Annotated in this window: 15 protein-coding genes; 4 read left to right on the top strand and 11 right to left on the bottom strand. The window is 24.5% G+C overall.

The window, feature by feature from the left end; genetic code table 11:
• The first annotated feature begins 486 nt into the window (after nt 1-486).
• The 3 genes from rpsA to tpiA all read left to right on the top strand — a co-directional run bounded on the left by rpsA (nt 487) and on the right by tpiA (nt 3,381).
• The gene (rpsA, locus tag D9V75_RS01490) at nt 487-2,163 is read left to right on the top strand and encodes a 30S ribosomal protein S1 (RefSeq protein ID WP_158343565.1); all 1,677 of its coding nucleotides are present in this window, start codon (nt 487-489) and stop codon (nt 2,161-2,163) included.
• A 45-nt stretch (nt 2,164-2,208) separates the two neighbouring features.
• Nucleotides 2,209-2,493, top strand: coding sequence for an integration host factor subunit beta (gene ihfB / locus D9V75_RS01485; RefSeq protein WP_158343563.1), 285 nt, complete (start codon nt 2,209-2,211; stop codon nt 2,491-2,493).
• Nucleotides 2,494-2,607: 114 nt separating this feature from the next.
• Nucleotides 2,608-3,381 carry a triose-phosphate isomerase gene (gene tpiA / locus D9V75_RS01480; RefSeq protein WP_158343561.1) on the top strand — a complete coding sequence of 258 codons (774 nt, stop codon included), beginning with the start codon at nt 2,608-2,610 and terminating at the stop codon, nt 3,379-3,381.
• 2 nt (nt 3,382-3,383) lie between these two features.
• Here tpiA and D9V75_RS01475 read toward each other — a convergent pair whose 3' ends face one another.
• The 7 genes from D9V75_RS01475 to phrB all read right to left on the bottom strand — a co-directional run bounded on the left by D9V75_RS01475 (nt 3,384) and on the right by phrB (nt 12,855).
• On the bottom strand, nt 3,384-4,187 hold the full coding sequence (locus D9V75_RS01475; protein ID WP_158343559.1) for an MIP/aquaporin family protein: 804 nt from the start codon (nt 4,185-4,187) through the stop codon (nt 3,384-3,386).
• 135 nt (nt 4,188-4,322) lie between these two features.
• Nucleotides 4,323-5,285 (bottom strand): 6-phosphofructokinase, encoded by a 963-nt coding sequence (pfkA, locus tag D9V75_RS01470; protein WP_158343557.1) that lies wholly within the window; start codon nt 5,283-5,285, stop codon nt 4,323-4,325.
• 183 nt (nt 5,286-5,468) lie between these two features.
• On the bottom strand, nt 5,469-6,164 hold the full coding sequence (gpmA, locus tag D9V75_RS01465; protein ID WP_158343555.1) for a 2,3-diphosphoglycerate-dependent phosphoglycerate mutase: 696 nt from the start codon (nt 6,162-6,164) through the stop codon (nt 5,469-5,471).
• Between the two features lie 332 nt (nt 6,165-6,496).
• The gene (gene sucB, locus D9V75_RS01460) at nt 6,497-7,747 is read right to left on the bottom strand and encodes a dihydrolipoyllysine-residue succinyltransferase (RefSeq protein ID WP_158343553.1); all 1,251 of its coding nucleotides are present in this window, start codon (nt 7,745-7,747) and stop codon (nt 6,497-6,499) included.
• A 14-nt stretch (nt 7,748-7,761) separates the two neighbouring features.
• Nucleotides 7,762-10,518 carry a 2-oxoglutarate dehydrogenase E1 component gene (locus D9V75_RS01455; RefSeq protein WP_158343551.1) on the bottom strand — a complete coding sequence of 919 codons (2,757 nt, stop codon included), beginning with the start codon at nt 10,516-10,518 and terminating at the stop codon, nt 7,762-7,764.
• Between the two features lie 146 nt (nt 10,519-10,664).
• Nucleotides 10,665-11,408: a Nif3-like dinuclear metal center hexameric protein gene (locus D9V75_RS01450; protein WP_158343549.1), complete on the bottom strand. Its 744-nt coding sequence runs from the start codon at nt 11,406-11,408 to the stop codon at nt 10,665-10,667.
• 7 nt (nt 11,409-11,415) lie between these two features.
• Nucleotides 11,416-12,855, bottom strand: coding sequence for a deoxyribodipyrimidine photo-lyase (gene phrB, locus D9V75_RS01445; protein WP_158343547.1), 1,440 nt, complete (start codon nt 12,853-12,855; stop codon nt 11,416-11,418).
• 383 nt (nt 12,856-13,238) lie between these two features.
• On the opposite strand from phrB, the gene fldA reads away from it, so the two are divergent.
• A complete protein-coding gene (gene fldA / locus D9V75_RS01440) occupies nt 13,239-13,748 on the top strand; it encodes a flavodoxin FldA (protein WP_158343545.1) in 510 nt (169 codons plus the stop codon).
• Between the two features lie 661 nt (nt 13,749-14,409).
• Here the strand turns inward: fldA and gap are convergent.
• The 4 genes from gap to D9V75_RS01420 form a co-directional block, all read right to left on the bottom strand.
• A complete protein-coding gene (gene gap / locus D9V75_RS01435; RefSeq protein WP_158343543.1) occupies nt 14,410-15,423 on the bottom strand; it encodes a type I glyceraldehyde-3-phosphate dehydrogenase in 1,014 nt (337 codons plus the stop codon).
• Between the two features lie 91 nt (nt 15,424-15,514).
• A complete protein-coding gene (locus D9V75_RS01430) occupies nt 15,515-16,753 on the bottom strand; it encodes an FtsX-like permease family protein (RefSeq protein ID WP_158343541.1) in 1,239 nt (412 codons plus the stop codon).
• Nucleotides 16,754-16,780: 27 nt separating this feature from the next.
• Nucleotides 16,781-17,464, bottom strand: a complete 684-nt coding sequence (gene lolD / locus D9V75_RS01425; protein ID WP_158343539.1) for a lipoprotein-releasing ABC transporter ATP-binding protein LolD — start codon at nt 17,462-17,464, stop codon at nt 16,781-16,783.
• The gene (locus tag D9V75_RS01420) at nt 17,454-18,656 is read right to left on the bottom strand and encodes an ABC transporter permease (protein ID WP_187306299.1); all 1,203 of its coding nucleotides are present in this window, start codon (nt 18,654-18,656) and stop codon (nt 17,454-17,456) included. Before D9V75_RS01420 ends, lolD begins: the two co-directional genes overlap by 11 nt.
• Nucleotides 18,657-18,789: the final 133 nt, after the last annotated feature.

Below are 18,789 nucleotides of genomic sequence, written 5' to 3'. Positions count from 1 at the left end.
GTAATTAAATTAATTTAATTAGAAACAAATCTTTTTTAAATAAAAATAATTGTTTTATTAAAATTTTTTTTAATAAAATAACACTTATAAAGTAAAATAATTCTTAAAGATTTAATAGTTAATATTTTTTATATGTTTTTATTTTATAATTTTTATAGTAACAAATATTAAAATTAAAAAACAAATACAATAAAGATTTTTATAATAAATCAATACGATAATGGAAAACATATAATAGAGACTATTTAATTTCTTTTTTTCTCCCATTAAAAGGTGATATAATATTAGATTTAATTTATACAAAATTCTTTTAGAATAAATTAAAATTTTTACAAGATATATTTAAAAAAATAAAAAATATAAGTTAAATATTTTTTATATATTACATTCTTTTAATAAGGAATATTATAAGATATTATAAAACAAGCGTGTTTTAGCATGAAGTTAAAATAAACGTTAAATACAAAATTTATAGAAACTATTAACATGAATGAATCTTTTGCTCAATTATTTGAAGAATCACTAAAAGAGATTAAAACTCGTCCAGGTTCAATTATTCGAGGAACTATAGTTGCTATAGAGAAAGACACAGTCTTAGTAGATGCAGGTCTTAAATCCGAATCAGCTATCCCATTAGATCAGTTTAAAAATACACAAGGTTTATTAGAAGTTAAAGTAGGTGATGATATTGATGTGGTTCTAGATGCTATTGAAGATGGATTTGGAGAAACGTTACTTTCTAGAGAAAAAGCAAAAAGACATGAGGCATGGTTAGTTTTAGAAAAAGCTCACGAAAAATCAGAAACAATCACCGGAATAATTAATGGGAAAGTTAAAGGAGGTTTTACTGTTGAATTAAACGATATACGCGCTTTTTTACCTGGATCTTTAGTAGACATTCGCCCTGTAAGAGAAACAATTCATCTTGAAGGAAAAGAATTAGAGTTTAAAGTAATTAAATTAGATCAAAAAAGAAATAATGTAGTTGTTTCTCGTCGAGCTGTCATTGAATCTGAAAACAGCGCCGAAAGAGATCAATTGTTAGAGAATTTGCAAGAAGGTGTTCAAATTAAAGGAATAGTAAAAAATTTAACAGATTATGGAGCTTTTGTGGATTTAGGTGGAGTAGATGGATTGTTACATATTACTGATATGGCTTGGAAAAGAGTAAAGCATCCTAGTGAAGTAGTAAGCGTAGGAGATGAAATTCAAGTTAAAATTTTAAAATTTGATCGAGAAAGAACACGTGTTTCATTGGGACTTAAACAATTAGGAGAAGATCCTTGGGTAGAAATTTCAAAACGCTATCCAGAAGAAGCTAAATTAACTGGACGTGTAACTAATTTAACAGATTATGGATGTTTTGTAGAAATTGAAGAAGGAGTTGAAGGTCTTGTACATGTTTCTGAAATGGATTGGACAAACAAAAATATTCATCCATCTAAAGTAGTTACAGTTAATGATACAGTAGAAGTTATGGTTTTAGATATTGATGAAGATCGACGTCGGATTTCGCTTGGTTTAAAACAGTGTAAAGTAAATCCTTGGAAAGAATTTTCTGAAACACATAAAAAAGGAATCAAAGTCACTGGAAAAATTAAATCTATTACAGATTTTGGTATTTTTATTGGTTTAAATGGAGGAATTGATGGATTAGTTCATTTATCTGATATTTCTTGGAGTATTCCTGGAGAAGATGCTGTTAAAAATTATAAAAAAGGAGATGAGATATCAGCTATAGTACTTCAAGTAGATGCTGAAAGAGAAAGAATTTCTTTAGGAATTAAACAAATTGAAGAAGATCCTTTTAATTCTTATATTTTAAATCATAAAAAAGGTGCATTAATTGATGCTACAGTTAAATCTTTTGATGATAAGAATGCAATAGTAAAACTATCAGAAACTATAGATGGATGTATAAAATTTTCTGATCTTCCTCATTTGACTTATGAAGAATTAAAAAATCAATTAAAAATTGGAAATAACATATCAGTTAAATTATTCAATTTTGATCGAAAAAATAGAACAATTTACGTTACGGTTCATTTTATTAATAAAAGCGAAAAAAAAGATGTAATCAATACACCCAATAAAAAAATAAATGATGAAACTTTTTCCAGTGCAATGGCGGAAGCATTTAAAGCTGCTCAAAATACTGAATAACTTTTTGTAGAAAATTTTATTTTATTGTAAATGTATAGAGGATTTATGACGAGATCAGAATTGCTTGAAAGAATTGCTGAACAAAAAATTCATATTTCAATAAAAAAAATAGAATATGCTGTTAAAGAAATGCTAGATCATATAGCGTACTCCCTTGCTAAAAGAAAAAGAATTGAAATTCGAGGTTTTGGAAGTTTTTCTTTACATTATCGCTCTTCTCGCATTGGTAGAAATCCTAAAAATGGAAATCGGGTTTTTCTAAATGAAAGATACGTGACTTATTTTAAACCGGGCAAACAATTACGTAATCGTGCAAACATATATAAATAGAATATTTTAACATTTTTATAGAAACTAAGTTTTATAAAAGATCAAATTATAACAACTTAGTTTCTAATATATAAACTAAAGTTAGTTTAAAATACACTATTCCAAGAGAATAAAATGAAAAAAAAATTAATTGTAGCCAATTGGAAGTTAAATGGTGATAAAAAAACCATTGCTCATTTAATGAATAATTTTACATCATGTTTTCTAAAGAATAACAATAACACTATTGTTATTTCCCCTTCTTTTATATATTTAGATCGAATGTGTCAAAAAATACATCATAATAAAAATGTTTTTGTTGCTTCTCAAAATATAGACATTAATGTAAAAGGCGCTTTTACTGGTGAAATTTCAATTTTAATGCTAAAAGATATTGGCGTGAAATACGTTATTATTGGACATTCAGAAAGACGTTTTGTACATCAAGAAACAAACGATGTCATCGCAAAAAAATTTTTTTTAATTAAAAAATATAATTTAATTCCAATTTTATGTGTTGGAGAAACTCAAGAACAAAAAAAATGCGGTAAAACAGAAGAAATTTTAAAAGACCAGTTAAATTCTATATTAAAGATATGTGGAAACCAGTCTTTTAGAAATACAGTAATTGCATATGAACCAGTTTGGGCAATCGGAACAGGGCAATCAGCAATTCCAAAAAATGTACAAATGATACACAAATTCATAAAAAATTATATTTTTCAATATGATTCAATTTCTAAAGAAAGTATCATAATTCAATATGGAGGCTCTGTAAATCAGTTAAATGCAAAAATGTTTCTTGAACAACCAGATATAGATGGTCTTTTAATTGGCAGTGCATCTTTAAATTTAAAAGAATTTTTTAAAATTATAGAAATTTCTAATAGTTTTTTGAAAAATAAGTAAATTTAATTTTTTAATTTACTAAAATGATTTTCTATAAATACATAATATATCAAACCACCTAAATTTATTCCTAAAAAAGAGCCCATTACAGGTATTAAGAAATATGGAAAATTACTACTTCCGGTGAATGCAGAAACTTTCCATCCTATTACACTTAAAAATATTCTTGGACCTAAATCTCGTGCTGGATTCAAAGTAATATTGTTGAAAGGACCTATAGAAACATTAATAATTGCTACTAATATTCCTGTTAGTAATGGTATTATTGAACTAGAAGATAATAAATGATTATTTTTATCGTTTAACCCCATTAGTATTATCATAAAAATACTTGTTATGAATATTTCTAGTATGAAATCGTGGATAAAACTATTATTTTTTTTTGGATATATACAAAAAATAGAAGCTATATCAAAACTGTTTTGAGCTCCTCTTACAATATTATTTTGTATTTCAAATAAAATAAATGATTTATAATAAATAAAATATATAAGAATAGTAAAAATAAAAGTACCAAATATTTGAGAAATAATATAAGGAAGTACTTTTTTTTTATGAAATCTGGAAGATAACCAAAAAAAAATAGTAATTGCTGGATTTAAATGAGCTTGAGATAAAAAAGAACTAAAATAAATTGATATAGATACTCCTAAACCCCAAATCATACTTATTTCATATGCGTTAAAATTAGAATTAGTTAATTTCATAGACGCTAAACAACTAATCCCAAAAAAAACAATAAAACCAGTACCAAGAAATTCAGAAATACATTGAGTAATTATATCTTCTTTTTTATAAATATTCATTATAAAAATGCTCGCTTCATCGAAAAATTCAATATCTATTGTATTTCATATTATAACTTTATTTTTTTGATATTTAATTTTATTTAATTACATAAAATTTTTTAAAAGCTCCAGAAAACTGGTACTAATTTTATGTTAGTATAGCTTTTTAGCTGTGATTAACCAATCTTTTTTAAAAACTCGCTTCATATTTTTTAGTGCGTATGTTATATCGTTAAACACCATCTCGTCATTCTGGATACCAACGCATTGACCTTTATAACCTTTTAATAGTAATTCAACTGCATATGCACCCATTCTGGATGCTAAAATGCGATCATATACTACAGGGGCCCCTCCTCTTTGAATGTGTCCAAGAATAGTTGCTCTTGTTTCTCGATGAGTTTTCATCTCTATATATTTTGCTAATTGATTTACATCACAAATATATTCTGTGATTGCAACTATTGCATGTTTTTTTCCTTTTTTAATGCCCGCTTGAATTTCAATTACTAAATCTTCTTTTACATAATTAATTTCTGGGAGTACAATGAATTCACATCCACCTGCAATAGCTGCCGCTAAAGTTAAATCTCCGCAGTATCTTCCCATTACTTCAACGATAGAAATTCTTTGATGGGAAGAAGAAGTATCACGCAATCGATCAATAGCTTCAACTACTGTTTCTAAAGCAGTAAAATAACCTATTGTATAATCTGTACCTGGAACATCATTATCTATAGTACCAGGGATGCTAATGCATGGCATACCCATATTTGTCAATTTTTTAGCTCCCGCATAAGAACCGTCACCTCCGATTACAACAAGAGCGTCTATGTTTCTTTTTTTTAAATTTTCAATAGCGACTAAACGGACTTGATTTTCATGAAAACTTAAGAATCTAGCCGATCCAAGAAATGTTCCTCCTCTATTAATAACATCAGATACGCTATATCTATCAAGTTTAGTCATACGATTTTCATATAAACCTAAATATCCATCGTAAATTCCAAAAATTTCTAATTTTTCGCTTAAAGCTGTTCTCACTACCCCTCGAATTGCAGCATTCATTCCTGGAGCATCTCCCCCACTAGTTAACACTCCAATTTTTTTAATCATTCCAACCTCTTTTAAAAACTATAAAAATATTTTTTAGAATGCAAAAAAATACATGTTTATGAAATACATGTATATTTAACTATTTATGTAAAACCACTATTAATCAGTGTGTCTTAAAATTTGAAAGAATAAATTTAATTTATCTATTCAAAATAATATTCAAATATTTTTTTTAAAAAAAAGTTATTTTAAATAATGCCATGTTAAAGGAATCCATTTTTTATCAAATTCTAGAACAATAGGAACTGCTGTAGGAATATTTAATTTCATAATATTTTCATCATCTAAATTATTTAAATATTGCATTAATGCTCTTAATGAATTGCCATGCGCAACTATAAGTATTCTTTTATTATTTTTTAGTTGCGGCAAAATAGTATTTTCCCAGTAAGGGATGACTCTCTTTGAAGTAAGATACAAACTTTCTCCTAAAGGAATTTCATCTATTTTTAGATGGGAATAGCGAATATCATTGCCTGGAAATCGATCATCAGTTATATTAATTTGAGGGGGTAGTACTTCAACGCTTCTTCTCCATAACATAACTTTTTTGTTTCCAAATTTTAAAGCTGTTTCTGTTTTATTTAATCCTTGTAACGCTCCATAATGTCTTTCATTTAAACGCCAAGATTTTTCTACGGACAACCAAGTTTGATTGAGCTCTTTTAAAATATACCATAAAGTGTGTATTGCTCGCTGCAATACTGAAGAATAAGCTAAATCAAAAATAAATTTTTCTTTTTTTAACAATAATGCAGCAATTTTAGCTTCTTTTTTCCCTAATTCGCTTAATTCTGAATCATACCAACCGGTGAATTTATTTAATTTATTCCACTGACTTTCGCCATGTCTAATCATTACTAATTTTTTATTAGTCATTTTTTTCTCTATGATTTTAGATAATTTAACTTTTTTAAAAAGTAGGTTTTTAAAATCTAAAAATTTTATTAAAATATACATTATTAATTATAACAAAAAATTTTAAAAATATATTTTTTAGTTCATAATTTTTTACACTTGATATTAAAAAAATTAATATAAATATATATTGCTGTTCATTTTGCAAAAATGACAAATTTTTTAAAAGATGCTAGTTATTAAAGATTAATATTTAATAAAAAGTACAGTTTTATATATATTATTAATACTGTACTTTTAATAAAATTAAAAATTATTTTAATATTTTTTGATTTTTTAATTAATAAATTAACTTAAATATTTATTAATAAACGAGTAAAGTCTTCTAATATATTTTTAATTTTTTTTAAAAAACTCACAGACTCTTTTCCATCTATTAAACAATGATCGTAAGATAAAGCTAAATACATCATGGGTAAAATTTTAATTTTTCCATTAACAGCCATAGGACGGTCTTGAATTAAATGCATACCTAGTATAGCGGCTTGCGGAGGATTAATAATTGGAGTAGACATTAGAGATCCAAATATACCACCATTAGTAATGGTAAAATTGCCTCCTCTTAATTCTTCAATTGTAATTTTATTTTCTGATCCTTTAATAGAAAATTCTTTTATTTTTTTTTCTATTTCATGCATACTCATTTTATCAGCGTTTCTTAAAACTGGTGTTATTAATCCTCTTGGTGTAGAAATAGCAATACTAATATCAAAATTATTATGATAAACTATATCTTCATTATCAATAAATGCATTAATTTCAGGAAATTCCTTTAAAGCTTCTACTACTGCTTTTACATAGAAAGACATAAATCCAATTCGAATGCCGTGTTTTTGTTCAAAATCTTTTCTATATTTTTTTCTTAATAGAATAATAGGTTCCATATTAACTTCGTTGAAAGTTGTTAACATTGCCATATTATTCTTAGCTTCTAATAATCTTTCTGAAATTTTTTGGCGCAATCGAGTCATTTTTACTCGATTTTTAGATTTTAAAATCGTTTCTTCTTTAAGATTATCTGGAACATTTTCGAAAGAATGTTTTGACTTATTTTTATCTGTCAAAGGATCAATATGATTAAAAAACTCTTTTGGAAAAGTTTTATTTTTTATTTCATTTAAATTAATTTTAGAAATATCGATAGAATGAGTTCTAATTAATCGCCTTATCGAGGGAGTAAAGAAACTAATTTTTTCTTTTAAAGAATACGAATGGTTTTGAGTTTGCATTCCAGAAGGTTGATTATAATTTAAAAAAGATTTATCTCTTTGAGAATCTTTAGAATTATTTTTTACACCAGTGTTTAAGCAAATAATCGTACTAAGAATTTGTTGTGATTTTACTATCTTTCCTGTTTTTTCTGCAATCTTATCTAAAATCCCATCGCATGGAGAAGACACTTCTAACATAACTTTATCTGTTTCAATATCCACTAACTTATCGTTGTGATTAACGCGATCCCCTGTTTTTTTATGCCACTTTGCTACTGTTGCATCAGTGATTGATTCTGGTAAATCTGGAACAAGTACATCTATACTATTCATTCTCCATCCTTTTTTTAAATTAATGCTTGAAAAGCATCGTGTACTAATTTTTCTTGTTGTTTTTTATGAATAGAAAAAAAACCTACAGCAGGAGAAGCTGAAGCTGGTCTTCCAACATACTTAAGTGAAGAATTAAACGGTAACATATCAGTTAAAAAATTTTTTACATATAACCATGCTCCTTGGTTATAAGGTTCTTCTTGGCACCAAACAAAATCTTTTATAAAAAAATAATTTTTTAATATTTTTAGTAGTTTTTTTTCAGGAAAAGGATATAACTCTTCTATTCTTATTAAAAAAATATCATTAATATTATTTGTTCGACGATACTCTAATAAATCATAATATACCTTTCCTGAACAAAAAATAAAACGTTTTGGTTTTGTTTTAAAATTATCGATTTCATTTATTATTTCTTGAAACTTTCCATTTACAATAGCTTCTAAAGAAGAACATGCCATAGAATTTCTTAAAAGAGATTTAGGAGTAAAAATAACTAGGGGTTTTTGAATTTTTTTAAAAATTTGACGTCTTAATAAATGATATATTTGAGAAGCAGTAGTTGGAATAGAGATTTGAATGTTGTCTTCAGCGCAAAGTTGAAGAAATCTTTCAATTCGAGCTGATGAATGCTCTGGACCTTGCCCTTCATACCCATGAGGTAAAAAAAGAATTAAGTTAGACAATTGGTTCCACTTTTGTTCGCTAGAGCTAATAAATTGATCAATTACAATTTGAGCTCCATTAGAAAAATCACCAAATTGCGCTTCCCAAATGTTTAGTCCATTTGTGCGTGAAAATAAAGAATATCCATATTCAAATGCCAAAACTGCTTCTTCTGATAGTACAGAATCCCAGGCTTGAAAAATTCCTTGATTTTTATGTATATTTTGTAAAGGAATATAAATAGATCCATCTAATTGATCATGAATAAACAAATGTCGATGAAAAAAAGTTCCTCTACTTACATCTTCTCCAGAGAGGCGGCAAGGTATACCTTGATTTAATATAGTAGCATAGGCTAGAATTTCTGCCGATCCCCAATCAAATAATTCTAATCCTTTTGCCATATCACGTCGTTCTTTATAAATTTTTTTTACTCGATTATGTACTTTTATTGAATCAGGGATCGTATTAATCGCAACACATAAGCTTTGAACGTCAAAAAGTCTTGTATCTTTTTTTGAAAATATATTTTTTTCTTCTTTTTTTATTTTTATATTTTTAAATTGAAAATATGTATATTTTTCATTATCAAAAACATAATTGCCTAATTTTAATTTAGCAGAATATTCATCTTCTATTTTTTGAATTTCTTTAAATTTAATAATTTTTTTTGAACATAAAAAATTAGAGTATATTTCTTTTGCTGTTAGATGATTTTTAATATAATTATACATAATAGGCTGTGTAACAAATGGATCATCAATTTCATTATGACCTCTTCTTCGATAACATACTAAATCTATAAAAATATCTTTTTTAAAACGACTTCTAAAATAAAGAGCCATTTGAATTGAAAAAACACATGCTTCAATATCATCTCCGTTAACATGAAGAATAGGTGATTGAATCATCTTGGCAACATCAGTGCAATACTTACTAGATCGAAGATTTTTAGGATCAGAAGTGGTAAATCCAATTTGATTGTTGATTACTATATGAATAGTTCCTCCAACTCTATAACCTTTAGTTTGAGACATATTTAATGTTTCTTGAATAATTCCTTGTCCGATGACAGAAGCATCTCCATGAATGCTAATAGGTAAAATTTTATTTTTTAATCGATCTATGATAGCTCTGGAAAAACCTGAAATAACTGGATTAATTATTTCTAAATGAGATGGATTATTTGCTAAATGTAACTGAATTACATGTAATTTATCTTTTATTTCAGACATTCCTCCTATGTGATATTTTACATCACCACTATTTTTTAAAGAAATATTGATGCCTGAAAATTCTTCAAACAATTTTTTAGGATTTTTGTTCAATACGTTTATAAGTACGTTTATTCTACCTCGATGAGCCATTCCTAATACTACGTCAGATATGTTATTTTTTTGAGAAAAATATATTATCTCATGAAGCATTGGAATTAATGCTTCTGATCCTTCTAAAGAAAATCTTTTGGACCCAGGAAATTTTTTATCAATATATTTTTCTAATGTTTCCGCGTAAATAATTTTCGATAACCAATCAATTTGTTTTTTTGATTTTAATAAATCTTCATTAAAATTTAATTCTATATAATTAGTTATCCAATCTTTTTCTAATTTATTTTCCATATACATATATTCAAATGCAATGGAATTACAATACTTTTTATTTAATAATTTATGCAATTTAGTAATATTTGTTTGAAAATTAAAATCATTTTTAAAATTTACAGTAATATTTTTTTTTAAATCTTTTTTTTGAAAATTATAAAATGAAAGTTCAAGAGATAAATGTTTCAGAAGATTTTTAAGTTTTAATGGATTTGTTAAAGCAATTTTATATCCATTTTTCCTGAAAGAATTAATTAGTTTATTAGCTTTTTTACTTATTTTATCATCATAATTATAAGTGTGAATATCAATATTTGATGAATTTTTATTTTGATTAAAATTCTCTTTTTTTTTGGATAATTCTAAAAATGCATCATGCCATTTTGAATCAATAGAATCAGGATCTATTAAAAATTTTTTATATATTGATTCTATGTAATTTTTATTAGCTCTTGATAACCAAGAAGATTTTAACCAATTATATGTTGTATTATTTTTCATGATGATCTTGTTTTTAAAGAAGTTGTTAACATTTATATTTTAATTAAAAATTTTAAATAAACAAAAATTATGTGTATACGTAAAACATTTTAAAACGATTAAAAAGTTTTAAAAATAATTTTTGTTTGCATATTAAAAATTTAAATTTATGCAGGATTGTAAATATCAATAAAATTTACATCTAAATTATATTTTTTAAATAACCAATTACCCAGAGATTTAATTCCATCTTTTTCAGTTGCATGATGACCTAGAGCAAAAAAATGAATTCCTAATTCTCTAGAAATATGAAGTGTTTCTTCTGAAATTTCACCTGTTAAAAACGCATCAATTCCAAATCTATACGCTTCCTTGATAAAACCCTGTCCTTTTCCACTGCACCAGGCTATTTTATTAATCAAAGACGGGGCGTTATCATTTAAATATATTGGATATTTTTTATATTTTTTTTCTATTTTTCTTGCAAATTCATAACCAGTAATTGAATTTTGTATAACTCCCCAAGGCACATGAGGTAAAATATATCCCTTGATAGAGATATTTAATTTTTTGGCTATTTGAGCATTGTTTCCTAATTTAGGATGAATATCTAAAGGTAAATGCCAACTATATAGATTAATGTTATTAGAAAGTATTGTTTTTAATCTATTTCTTTGCATATTATGTATATATTTTGACTCATTTTTCCAAAAATAACCATGATGTACCATGACAGTATTTGCATTATGTGATAGTGCTTTTTCTAATAAATTTTGACATGCTGTAACACCGGTTATAATTTTTTTTACTTTAGAATCCCCTTCAATTTGTAATCCATTAGGAACATTATCTTTAAATTTATTAACATGTAATTTTTTATCAATTATTTTTTCTAAAATAAAATTGTTCATAAAATGTTTAAACCTGTTTTTTAAATTCTAATTGAGCTTTATTGAAAATTAACATAAACTTTTTTTTTGTATCATTGTAATCCACAATTGGATCAGGATAATTTACAAAACATTTTTTTTTATTTGACCATTCATGTGGATTGTGAATAAAATTGTTTGGTACATTATTTAATTCTGGAATAAAATTTTTTATAAAATTACCTGATTTATCAATTTTTTTTGACTGTAGAAATGGATTAAAAAATCGAATATATGGAACATAATCAGTTCCAAAAGAAGAACACCATTGCCACCCTCCGTTGTTAATAGCAAAATCACCATCAATTAATTGAGACATAAAATATTTTTCTCCTTTTCTCCAATCAATTAAAAGATTTTTTACTAAAAAACTAGACGTAATCATTCTTAATCTTGGATGCATCCAACCTATTTCTTTAAGTTGTCTCATGCCAGCATCAACGATCGGAAAACCTGTGCATCCATTTTTCCAAGCGTCAAAATAATTAGAATTATTTTCCCAATTCATAAAATTTTCCCATTCGCTCATAGATTTAGATTTACTCAAATTAGGATGACTAACTAATAAATGATAATAAAATTCACGCCATATAATTTCATTAAACCAGGAAGAATTATAAATAGTGTCTGGTGGATTACTGTTTTTATTTTTCAAAAACATAAAAAAACATCTTCTAGATGAAATAATTCCAATAGATAAGTACGGAGAAAGCATGCTAGTTCCATCTAAAGAAGGAATATTTCGGTTAAAAGAGTAATCATTTATTTTGTATTTAAAGAAATTTTTTAATCTTTCTACTGCCGCTTGCTCACCAATTGGGAAAATTTTTTTATTAAACTTTATAATTGATTTTTTAAATTTAAAAAATGATGTAGCATCATTATCTTTATCTTTTCTTTTTATAGGAATAGGTAAACATCTAATAATATTTTTTTTAAGATATTTTTTAATTTTTTCATTAAAAATAGAAAATTTTTTATATGAGTTTTTTTTCTTATTTTTTATATCATTAATAGGAACTAAAATACTATCGTGAAATCCTTTTACTAAAATGCCCTGTTCAGACAATTTTTTTTTAACGATATAATCGCGATTACGTTCATTTATTTCATATTGATAATTATAAAATAAATTATTTATTTTTTTTTGATGACAAAAATGAATTAAATATTTAATTGATTGTAAAAAAGTAGTAGATTGATAGTAGTATAAAGTAATATTTATTTCTGATAGTTTTTCTTCTAAAGATATTAAATTATGATGCATAAATGATATTTTTTTTTGTGAAATAAAATGGTTTTTCCATTGTTCAGGCGTGTCAATAAATAAAGCTATTACTTTATCTTCATAAAATTTACATGATTGATATAAAGCTGTATTATCATATACTCGAAGATCATTACGAAACCAAACTAAATTTTTTTTCATAAATTTTATATTTCTCGTTCTTTAAGTGTAATAGATTATTTTAATGTATAAAAATATTTAAAATAAAATTTTTATTTTTATATATTTAAAAGAAATTAAATTATTTAAAAAACAAATCGTATTTTTTAATAGTAATAATTCTTAAAAAATACTAATTTTTTGAAAGTTTAATTTTAAATTTTAATCAACAAAAATTTTATACAATTTATTTTATAAGTTTTATATAACCTATTTTAATATATCATTTTATAATTGGTTTAAAAAAATATTTTTATGTAACATCAAATAAGATTTTTAACATTTATTAATTTATTTAATTTTTTTATATTTTAATAAAAATTTTATATCTGTCACATATAGTGGATTTTATATGGGTAATTTACATGAATAAAATAGGAGTTTTTTTTGGAAGCGATACTGGAAACACGGAAAAAATAGCAAAATTAATAAACAAATATATTGGAGAAAAAAAATCGTGTTTATATGATATCGCTTCTTCTTCTCAAAAAGATATTGAAAATTTTAAATTTTTGATATTTGGAATTCCTACTTGGTATTACGGAGAAGTTCAATGCGACTGGGATGACTTTCTTCCAACTCTTAAAAAAATAGATTTTTTAAACAAAAAAGTAGCATTTTTTGGATGTGGTGATCAGGAAGATTACAGTGAATATTTCTGTGACGCTATGAGAGAAGTTTATAATATTGTTAAAAAAAATAAAGCAACTATAATCGGAAAATGGCCAACAAAGGGATACCATTTTGATTCTTCTAAAGCATTATTTAATAAATCATATTTTTTAGGATTAGCGTTAGATGAAGATAGACAATCAGAAAAAACTGAAAGTAGAGTAAAAAAATGGATTGAAGAAATACTTCCTTATTTTAATTAAAAATCGGGTTTTTCAAAAAAATAATTAAAATGCATAACATTTTTATTAAAATGTTTTATATTAAATTTTGTATTTATATACTGAATTAAATTAATTAACAACATAATATTTAAGTCAAGTAATTTTAATTTGTTAAAGAATATATCTGGAATTAATCATTCAAACATCTGCCAAATTAAATGTTTCACATATTTTTTATAGGAAAAAATATTTGGATTTTATATGAATTTTTTGTTTTAAATTAGAATAGTTTTTTATTTTTTATTATTAAAATAGAAATCAGCATTTCGAATCTAAATATTATTAATTTAAAAGTTTTTTTGTATAGTAATTTATTTAATTTATATTACTTCTATAACTATATTTTTTGATTCATTTAATTTGAATATACTAGAAAACTCATAAATTATTCTTTTTTATTCACATATTTAATTTCTTGTCGAAATGAAAATAAATTCAATAAAGGATATATTTCAATAATTTTTAATAATGTTAAAAATATATTATTTTTCTTTAAGTAGATGTAGTAAAGAAATAGTATTATTTTTTTTGAATTAATTTGAAGATATTATCTTACATCAAATAAAATGTATAAAAGCAGTATTAAGTTTGTAATTAATACTGCTTTATTCAATCATTTATTAACGTCATAAATACGTTTTTATTTAGTATGTATATTTTTTGGTGCTATTAAAGTAACTAAGTCAAGAACTTTACTTGAATAACCTGTTTCATTATCATACCAAGAAACAAGTTTTGCAAAATTTTTATTTAAAGATAAACCTGCTTTAGAATCGAATATAGAAGTTAATTCTTCACCATTAAAATCCGTTGATACAACTTCATCTTCTGTATATCCTAAAATTCCTTTCATTTCTTCTTCGGAAGCTTTTTTGATAACTTGACATATTTCATTGTATGATGCTGATTTTTTATAACGAATAGTCAAATCAACAACAGATATATTTGACGTTGGAACTCGAAATGCTATTCCTGTTAATTTTCCGTTTAATCTAGGTAAAACTTTACCTACAGCAATTGCAGCTCCAGTAGAAGATGGAATGATATTTTGAAGAGCTCCTCTTCCGCCTCTCCAGTCTTTGTAAGATGCTCCATCAACAATTTTTTGAGTAGCTGTGCTTGCATGAACTGTAGTCATTAATCCTTCAATAATTTCAAATTTAGCATCTATTACTTTTGATAAAGGAGCTAAACAGTTAGTAGTGCAAGATGCATTAGATACGATATCTTCTCCTTTGTACTTATCAAAGTTAACTCCTCGAACAAACATTGGAATATCATCTTTTGAAGGACCTGTAATAACTACTTTTTTAGCCCCTGATACAATATGTTTATAAGCCGTTTCTCTTGTTAAAAATAGACCAGTTGATTCAATTACAACGTCAATTGATAAATCTTTCCACATTAATTTTTCAGGATCTTTAATAGAAGTAATTCTAATTTTTTTACTATCTATAATGAGATGATTTTTTTTAATTATTATATTTTTTTTAAAGACTCCATGCGTTGAATCATATTTTAGCATGTAAGCTATATACTCAGTACTTAATAAATCATTAATTGCTACGATTTCAATATCTTGACGTTTTTGAGCAAGTCGAAATAATACACGTCCGATTCGTCCAAATCCATTAATACCTACTTTAATAATCATATTTTTACCATTTCAAAAAATACAGTGAATTTACAAAATTATACATAATGATTTTTAAATTTATATGTTTTATTTAAATTATTTTTCAATATCAATATTCTTTCAATATCTCGATTGGATTAATATTTGAAGCAGAGTATAATGGATATAAGTTTGTTAAAATTCCTATAATAAGAGTCAGTGCAAAAGTTTGGATAACATCTATATAATTTATTTTTAATAAGAAAAAATTTATAAAATATGAATTATCTAAAAATATTTTATAGTTCAAGTTAATTACTAAAAAATCTTTTATTTTTACGAAATTTAAAATTATAACCGTGCTGGTAGATATTCCTATTAAATTTCCTATTATGATAAGACGCAATCCATGATACAAAAAAATTAGTCGAATTAAAAGATTATTTGCACCTATGCTTCTTAGTATAGCAATTTCTCTTGTTTTTTTAGATATAGACATTAAAGAAAAAGAAGAGATACTAAAACATGAAATAATCACTATTAAAAAAACTGAAATATATACTATTTTTTTAATCATATTTATATCATGATATATATTTTTATAACTATTCATCCAAGTATATATTAAAGCTCTAGTATTTATTTGTTTGACTGCATTAAGAATTATTTTATTTGCTTCAAATGGATTCGATATTTGAAATTCAATTTCAGTAATATCGTGTTTATGAAATAATTTTTGGAAATTTTTAATGTAGACAAAACCTATATTTGAATTTATGACTCCACTAGAATCAAATATGGATTGGACTTTAAAACAAATATTTTCCAAACTAAATAAATCAAAGTTTTTGGTATGATTTAAAAAAAACAAATTAATTGTCTCACCTTCTTTAATGGAAAAATATTCCGCTAAATCAGAAGAAAGAAGTATTGAATTTATATTGAAAATATTAGATTTTAAAAAATTGTTTATTTTTTTTTTATTAAAAAAATATTTTTTTAAGTATTTTATACTGCTAAAACTTTTTATTTGTACAATTTTTATTTTATTTTTATTTTCTAACAATCCATTTATTAAAATATACGGTTCTACATGCTTAATTCCGTTTAAAGATTTTAATTTTTTGATTTTTTTTGACCACTGGAAAGTAGGTTTTGAAGTTAATTTTACAATGCCATGTGGTAAGTTTGATAAAATTTTTTCGTTAATTAATTCTTGAAAACCATTTAAAGCGCTAAAACTCATGATTAATGCAAACACACTAATAGACATTCCAATGTTGGATAAGATATAAATAAATGAAATCTCAGAATGTTTGTTTTTAATAACATGCAATCGTTTAGCGATAAAGCAGGATAAAAAGTTCATTGCATATTTTTTTATTTTAATTAAAAATTACATTAAAAATAATTGACTATTTTTTATTTCTAATAAAATAGGAATTTTTTTTATTAAAGAAAAATCATGTGTTACAATTATAAAAGAAGTTTTAAGATCGTTATTTAATTGACATATTAAATTTAAAATAATATCTGAATGATATTTGTCTAAGTATCCAGTTGGTTCATCTGCAAGTACTATAGATGGATTATTAATCAGCGCTCGAGCAATAGCAACACGTTGCCTTTCTCCTCCTGACAACTGTGATGGATATTTTTTATATTTTTTTTCTAATTTAACTTTTTTTAAAATTTCGTACGATTTATCTTTGGCATATTTTATATTTTTTTTTCCTATTAGCATTGGCATAGCAACATTTTCAATGACGTTGAAATCTAAAAGTAAATGATGAAATTGATGAATAAATCCTACTGATAGATTTCTAAACTTTGCCATTTCATTAGAAGACATTTCTCTAAATAACTTATTTTCAAACAAAACATCTCCAGAAGTAGGTTTATCTAACCCCCCAAGTAAATTTAAAAAAGTGCTTTTTCCAGAACCAGAAACACCAGTTATTGCGACTAAATCTCCTTTATTTAATTTAAAAGATATATTGTTTAATATATATCGTACTAAATCTCCATCTTTATAAGATTTAGTTAAATTAATGCACTGTAATTTAAAACTATTGTTCATGTAATAAAATATTATTTGGCGTCGATTGAACAGTTTTTAAGACTACATATAGAATCGAGGAAATAGTTAACAGTATAGAAATCGAATTAATAAAAAGAACGTCTAATGGTTGTATTATAATGGGAACATTTATATCACTAAACAGTATATTCATACAATATTTTAAAAAAAATTTTTGTTTAATTAATATGATACTTGTCATTGTTCCTAAAAAATTTCCAATTAAAGAAATCAAAAATCCTATTGTAACAAATATTAAAATTGTTTTCCAGCTGGAAAGACCTTGAGATTTTAAGATTAAAATTGTTTTTTGTTTTTCTATGCAGTAGGTAGTAACTGTAATAATAATATTTAAACTAGATACTAAAAAAATTAAAATACATAAAAAAAGCATGATATATTTTTCAATTTGAATCACTAAAAATAGTTCTCCTTTTTTTTCTCTCCAATCTATTACCCTTAAGTGATTACTTAGTTTTTTAATTTCTTGAACATTTAAAGATAAAGGATTTTTTAACCATAATCTCCAACCAGTAATATAATTTTTTTTATAGTGAAATAATTTTGTAGCTTTTTTTTTGTTTATGAATATTTGGTAATAATCTACATCGTTATGAGTTACAAAAATATCTTTTATTTCAAAATGAAACTTTCTAGAAAATTGTCTTAAAAAATTTGATGTCATGTTATAAGGTACAACTAAATTAATTTTGTCACCAATATTTACATGTAGTTGTTTAGATAATGCTTTACCTATAATTGCATAGTTTTTTTCTGATCGAAGTTTAAATAAAATATTTTTTATATTATAATCACTGACATCAGTGTAATTACTTGTATCAATTCCAATAACTTCTCCAATAGTTATTTCTTTAAGGCTTTTTACAATTGCTTCTTCTCTAATAAAACTTGAAATTTTTTTAATGTTTCTTATTTTTAAAATTTCTTTAGGAAATTTTGATTCACTAATATTATTTTTTTGATTAGTAATGATTACATGAGGAATGAAAGATAAAATATTTTTTTCAAAATGGTGTTGAAAACCATTCATTATAGAATTAATGACAATCATTAGACATGTACTAATAGAAATTCCTATAATTGATAAAAAAATCACAATTTTTTTAAATTTAAGAGCTTGAAAATTCCATAAATATCGTAAGCTAACAAAAAGAAAAATAGGATGATACATAGGCATTATCTTAATGATTTATATGATCTTTAAAAAAAAAGAATTTTAATTTTATATATTATAACAGATAAAAAAAATTTATGTTAAACAACATAAAATTACTGTTTAAAAACAGAAAAATTCTTCAAAAAAA

It is taken from the genome of Buchnera aphidicola (Muscaphis stroyani) (assembly GCF_005080865.1).
GTDB classification, from domain to species: domain Bacteria; phylum Pseudomonadota; class Gammaproteobacteria; order Enterobacterales; family Enterobacteriaceae; genus Buchnera; species Buchnera aphidicola_AG.
This window is presented reverse-complemented; position numbering and strand designations above follow the sequence as displayed.

What these genes read in the sequence shown, in the direction of transcription:
- sucB (WP_158343553.1), bottom strand. Translation starts at nt 7,747, where the DNA reads ATGAATAGTATAGATGTACTTGTTCCAGATTTACCAGAATCAATCACT.
- gap (WP_158343543.1), bottom strand. Translation starts at nt 15,423, where the DNA reads ATGATTATTAAAGTAGGTATTAATGGATTTGGACGAATCGGACGTGTA.
- D9V75_RS01430 (WP_158343541.1), bottom strand. Translation starts at nt 16,753, where the DNA reads ATGAACTTTTTATCCTGCTTTATCGCTAAACGATTGCATGTTATTAAA.
- D9V75_RS01420 (WP_187306299.1), bottom strand. Translation starts at nt 18,656, where the DNA reads ATGTATCATCCTATTTTTCTTTTTGTTAGCTTACGATATTTATGGAAT.
- phrB (WP_158343547.1), bottom strand. Translation starts at nt 12,855, where the DNA reads ATGAAAAAAAATTTAGTTTGGTTTCGTAATGATCTTCGAGTATATGAT.
- fldA (WP_158343545.1), top strand. Translation starts at nt 13,239, where the DNA reads ATGAATAAAATAGGAGTTTTTTTTGGAAGCGATACTGGAAACACGGAA.
- D9V75_RS01450 (WP_158343549.1), bottom strand. Translation starts at nt 11,408, where the DNA reads ATGAACAATTTTATTTTAGAAAAAATAATTGATAAAAAATTACATGTT.
- lolD (WP_158343539.1), bottom strand. Translation starts at nt 17,464, where the DNA reads ATGAACAATAGTTTTAAATTACAGTGCATTAATTTAACTAAATCTTAT.
- tpiA (WP_158343561.1), top strand. Translation starts at nt 2,608, where the DNA reads ATGAAAAAAAAATTAATTGTAGCCAATTGGAAGTTAAATGGTGATAAA.
- gpmA (WP_158343555.1), bottom strand. Translation starts at nt 6,164, where the DNA reads ATGACTAATAAAAAATTAGTAATGATTAGACATGGCGAAAGTCAGTGG.
- pfkA (WP_158343557.1), bottom strand. Translation starts at nt 5,285, where the DNA reads ATGATTAAAAAAATTGGAGTGTTAACTAGTGGGGGAGATGCTCCAGGA.
- D9V75_RS01455 (WP_158343551.1), bottom strand. Translation starts at nt 10,518, where the DNA reads ATGAAAAATAATACAACATATAATTGGTTAAAATCTTCTTGGTTATCA.
- rpsA (WP_158343565.1), top strand. Translation starts at nt 487, where the DNA reads ATGAATGAATCTTTTGCTCAATTATTTGAAGAATCACTAAAAGAGATT.
- ihfB (WP_158343563.1), top strand. Translation starts at nt 2,209, where the DNA reads ATGACGAGATCAGAATTGCTTGAAAGAATTGCTGAACAAAAAATTCAT.
- D9V75_RS01475 (WP_158343559.1), bottom strand. Translation starts at nt 4,187, where the DNA reads ATGAATATTTATAAAAAAGAAGATATAATTACTCAATGTATTTCTGAA.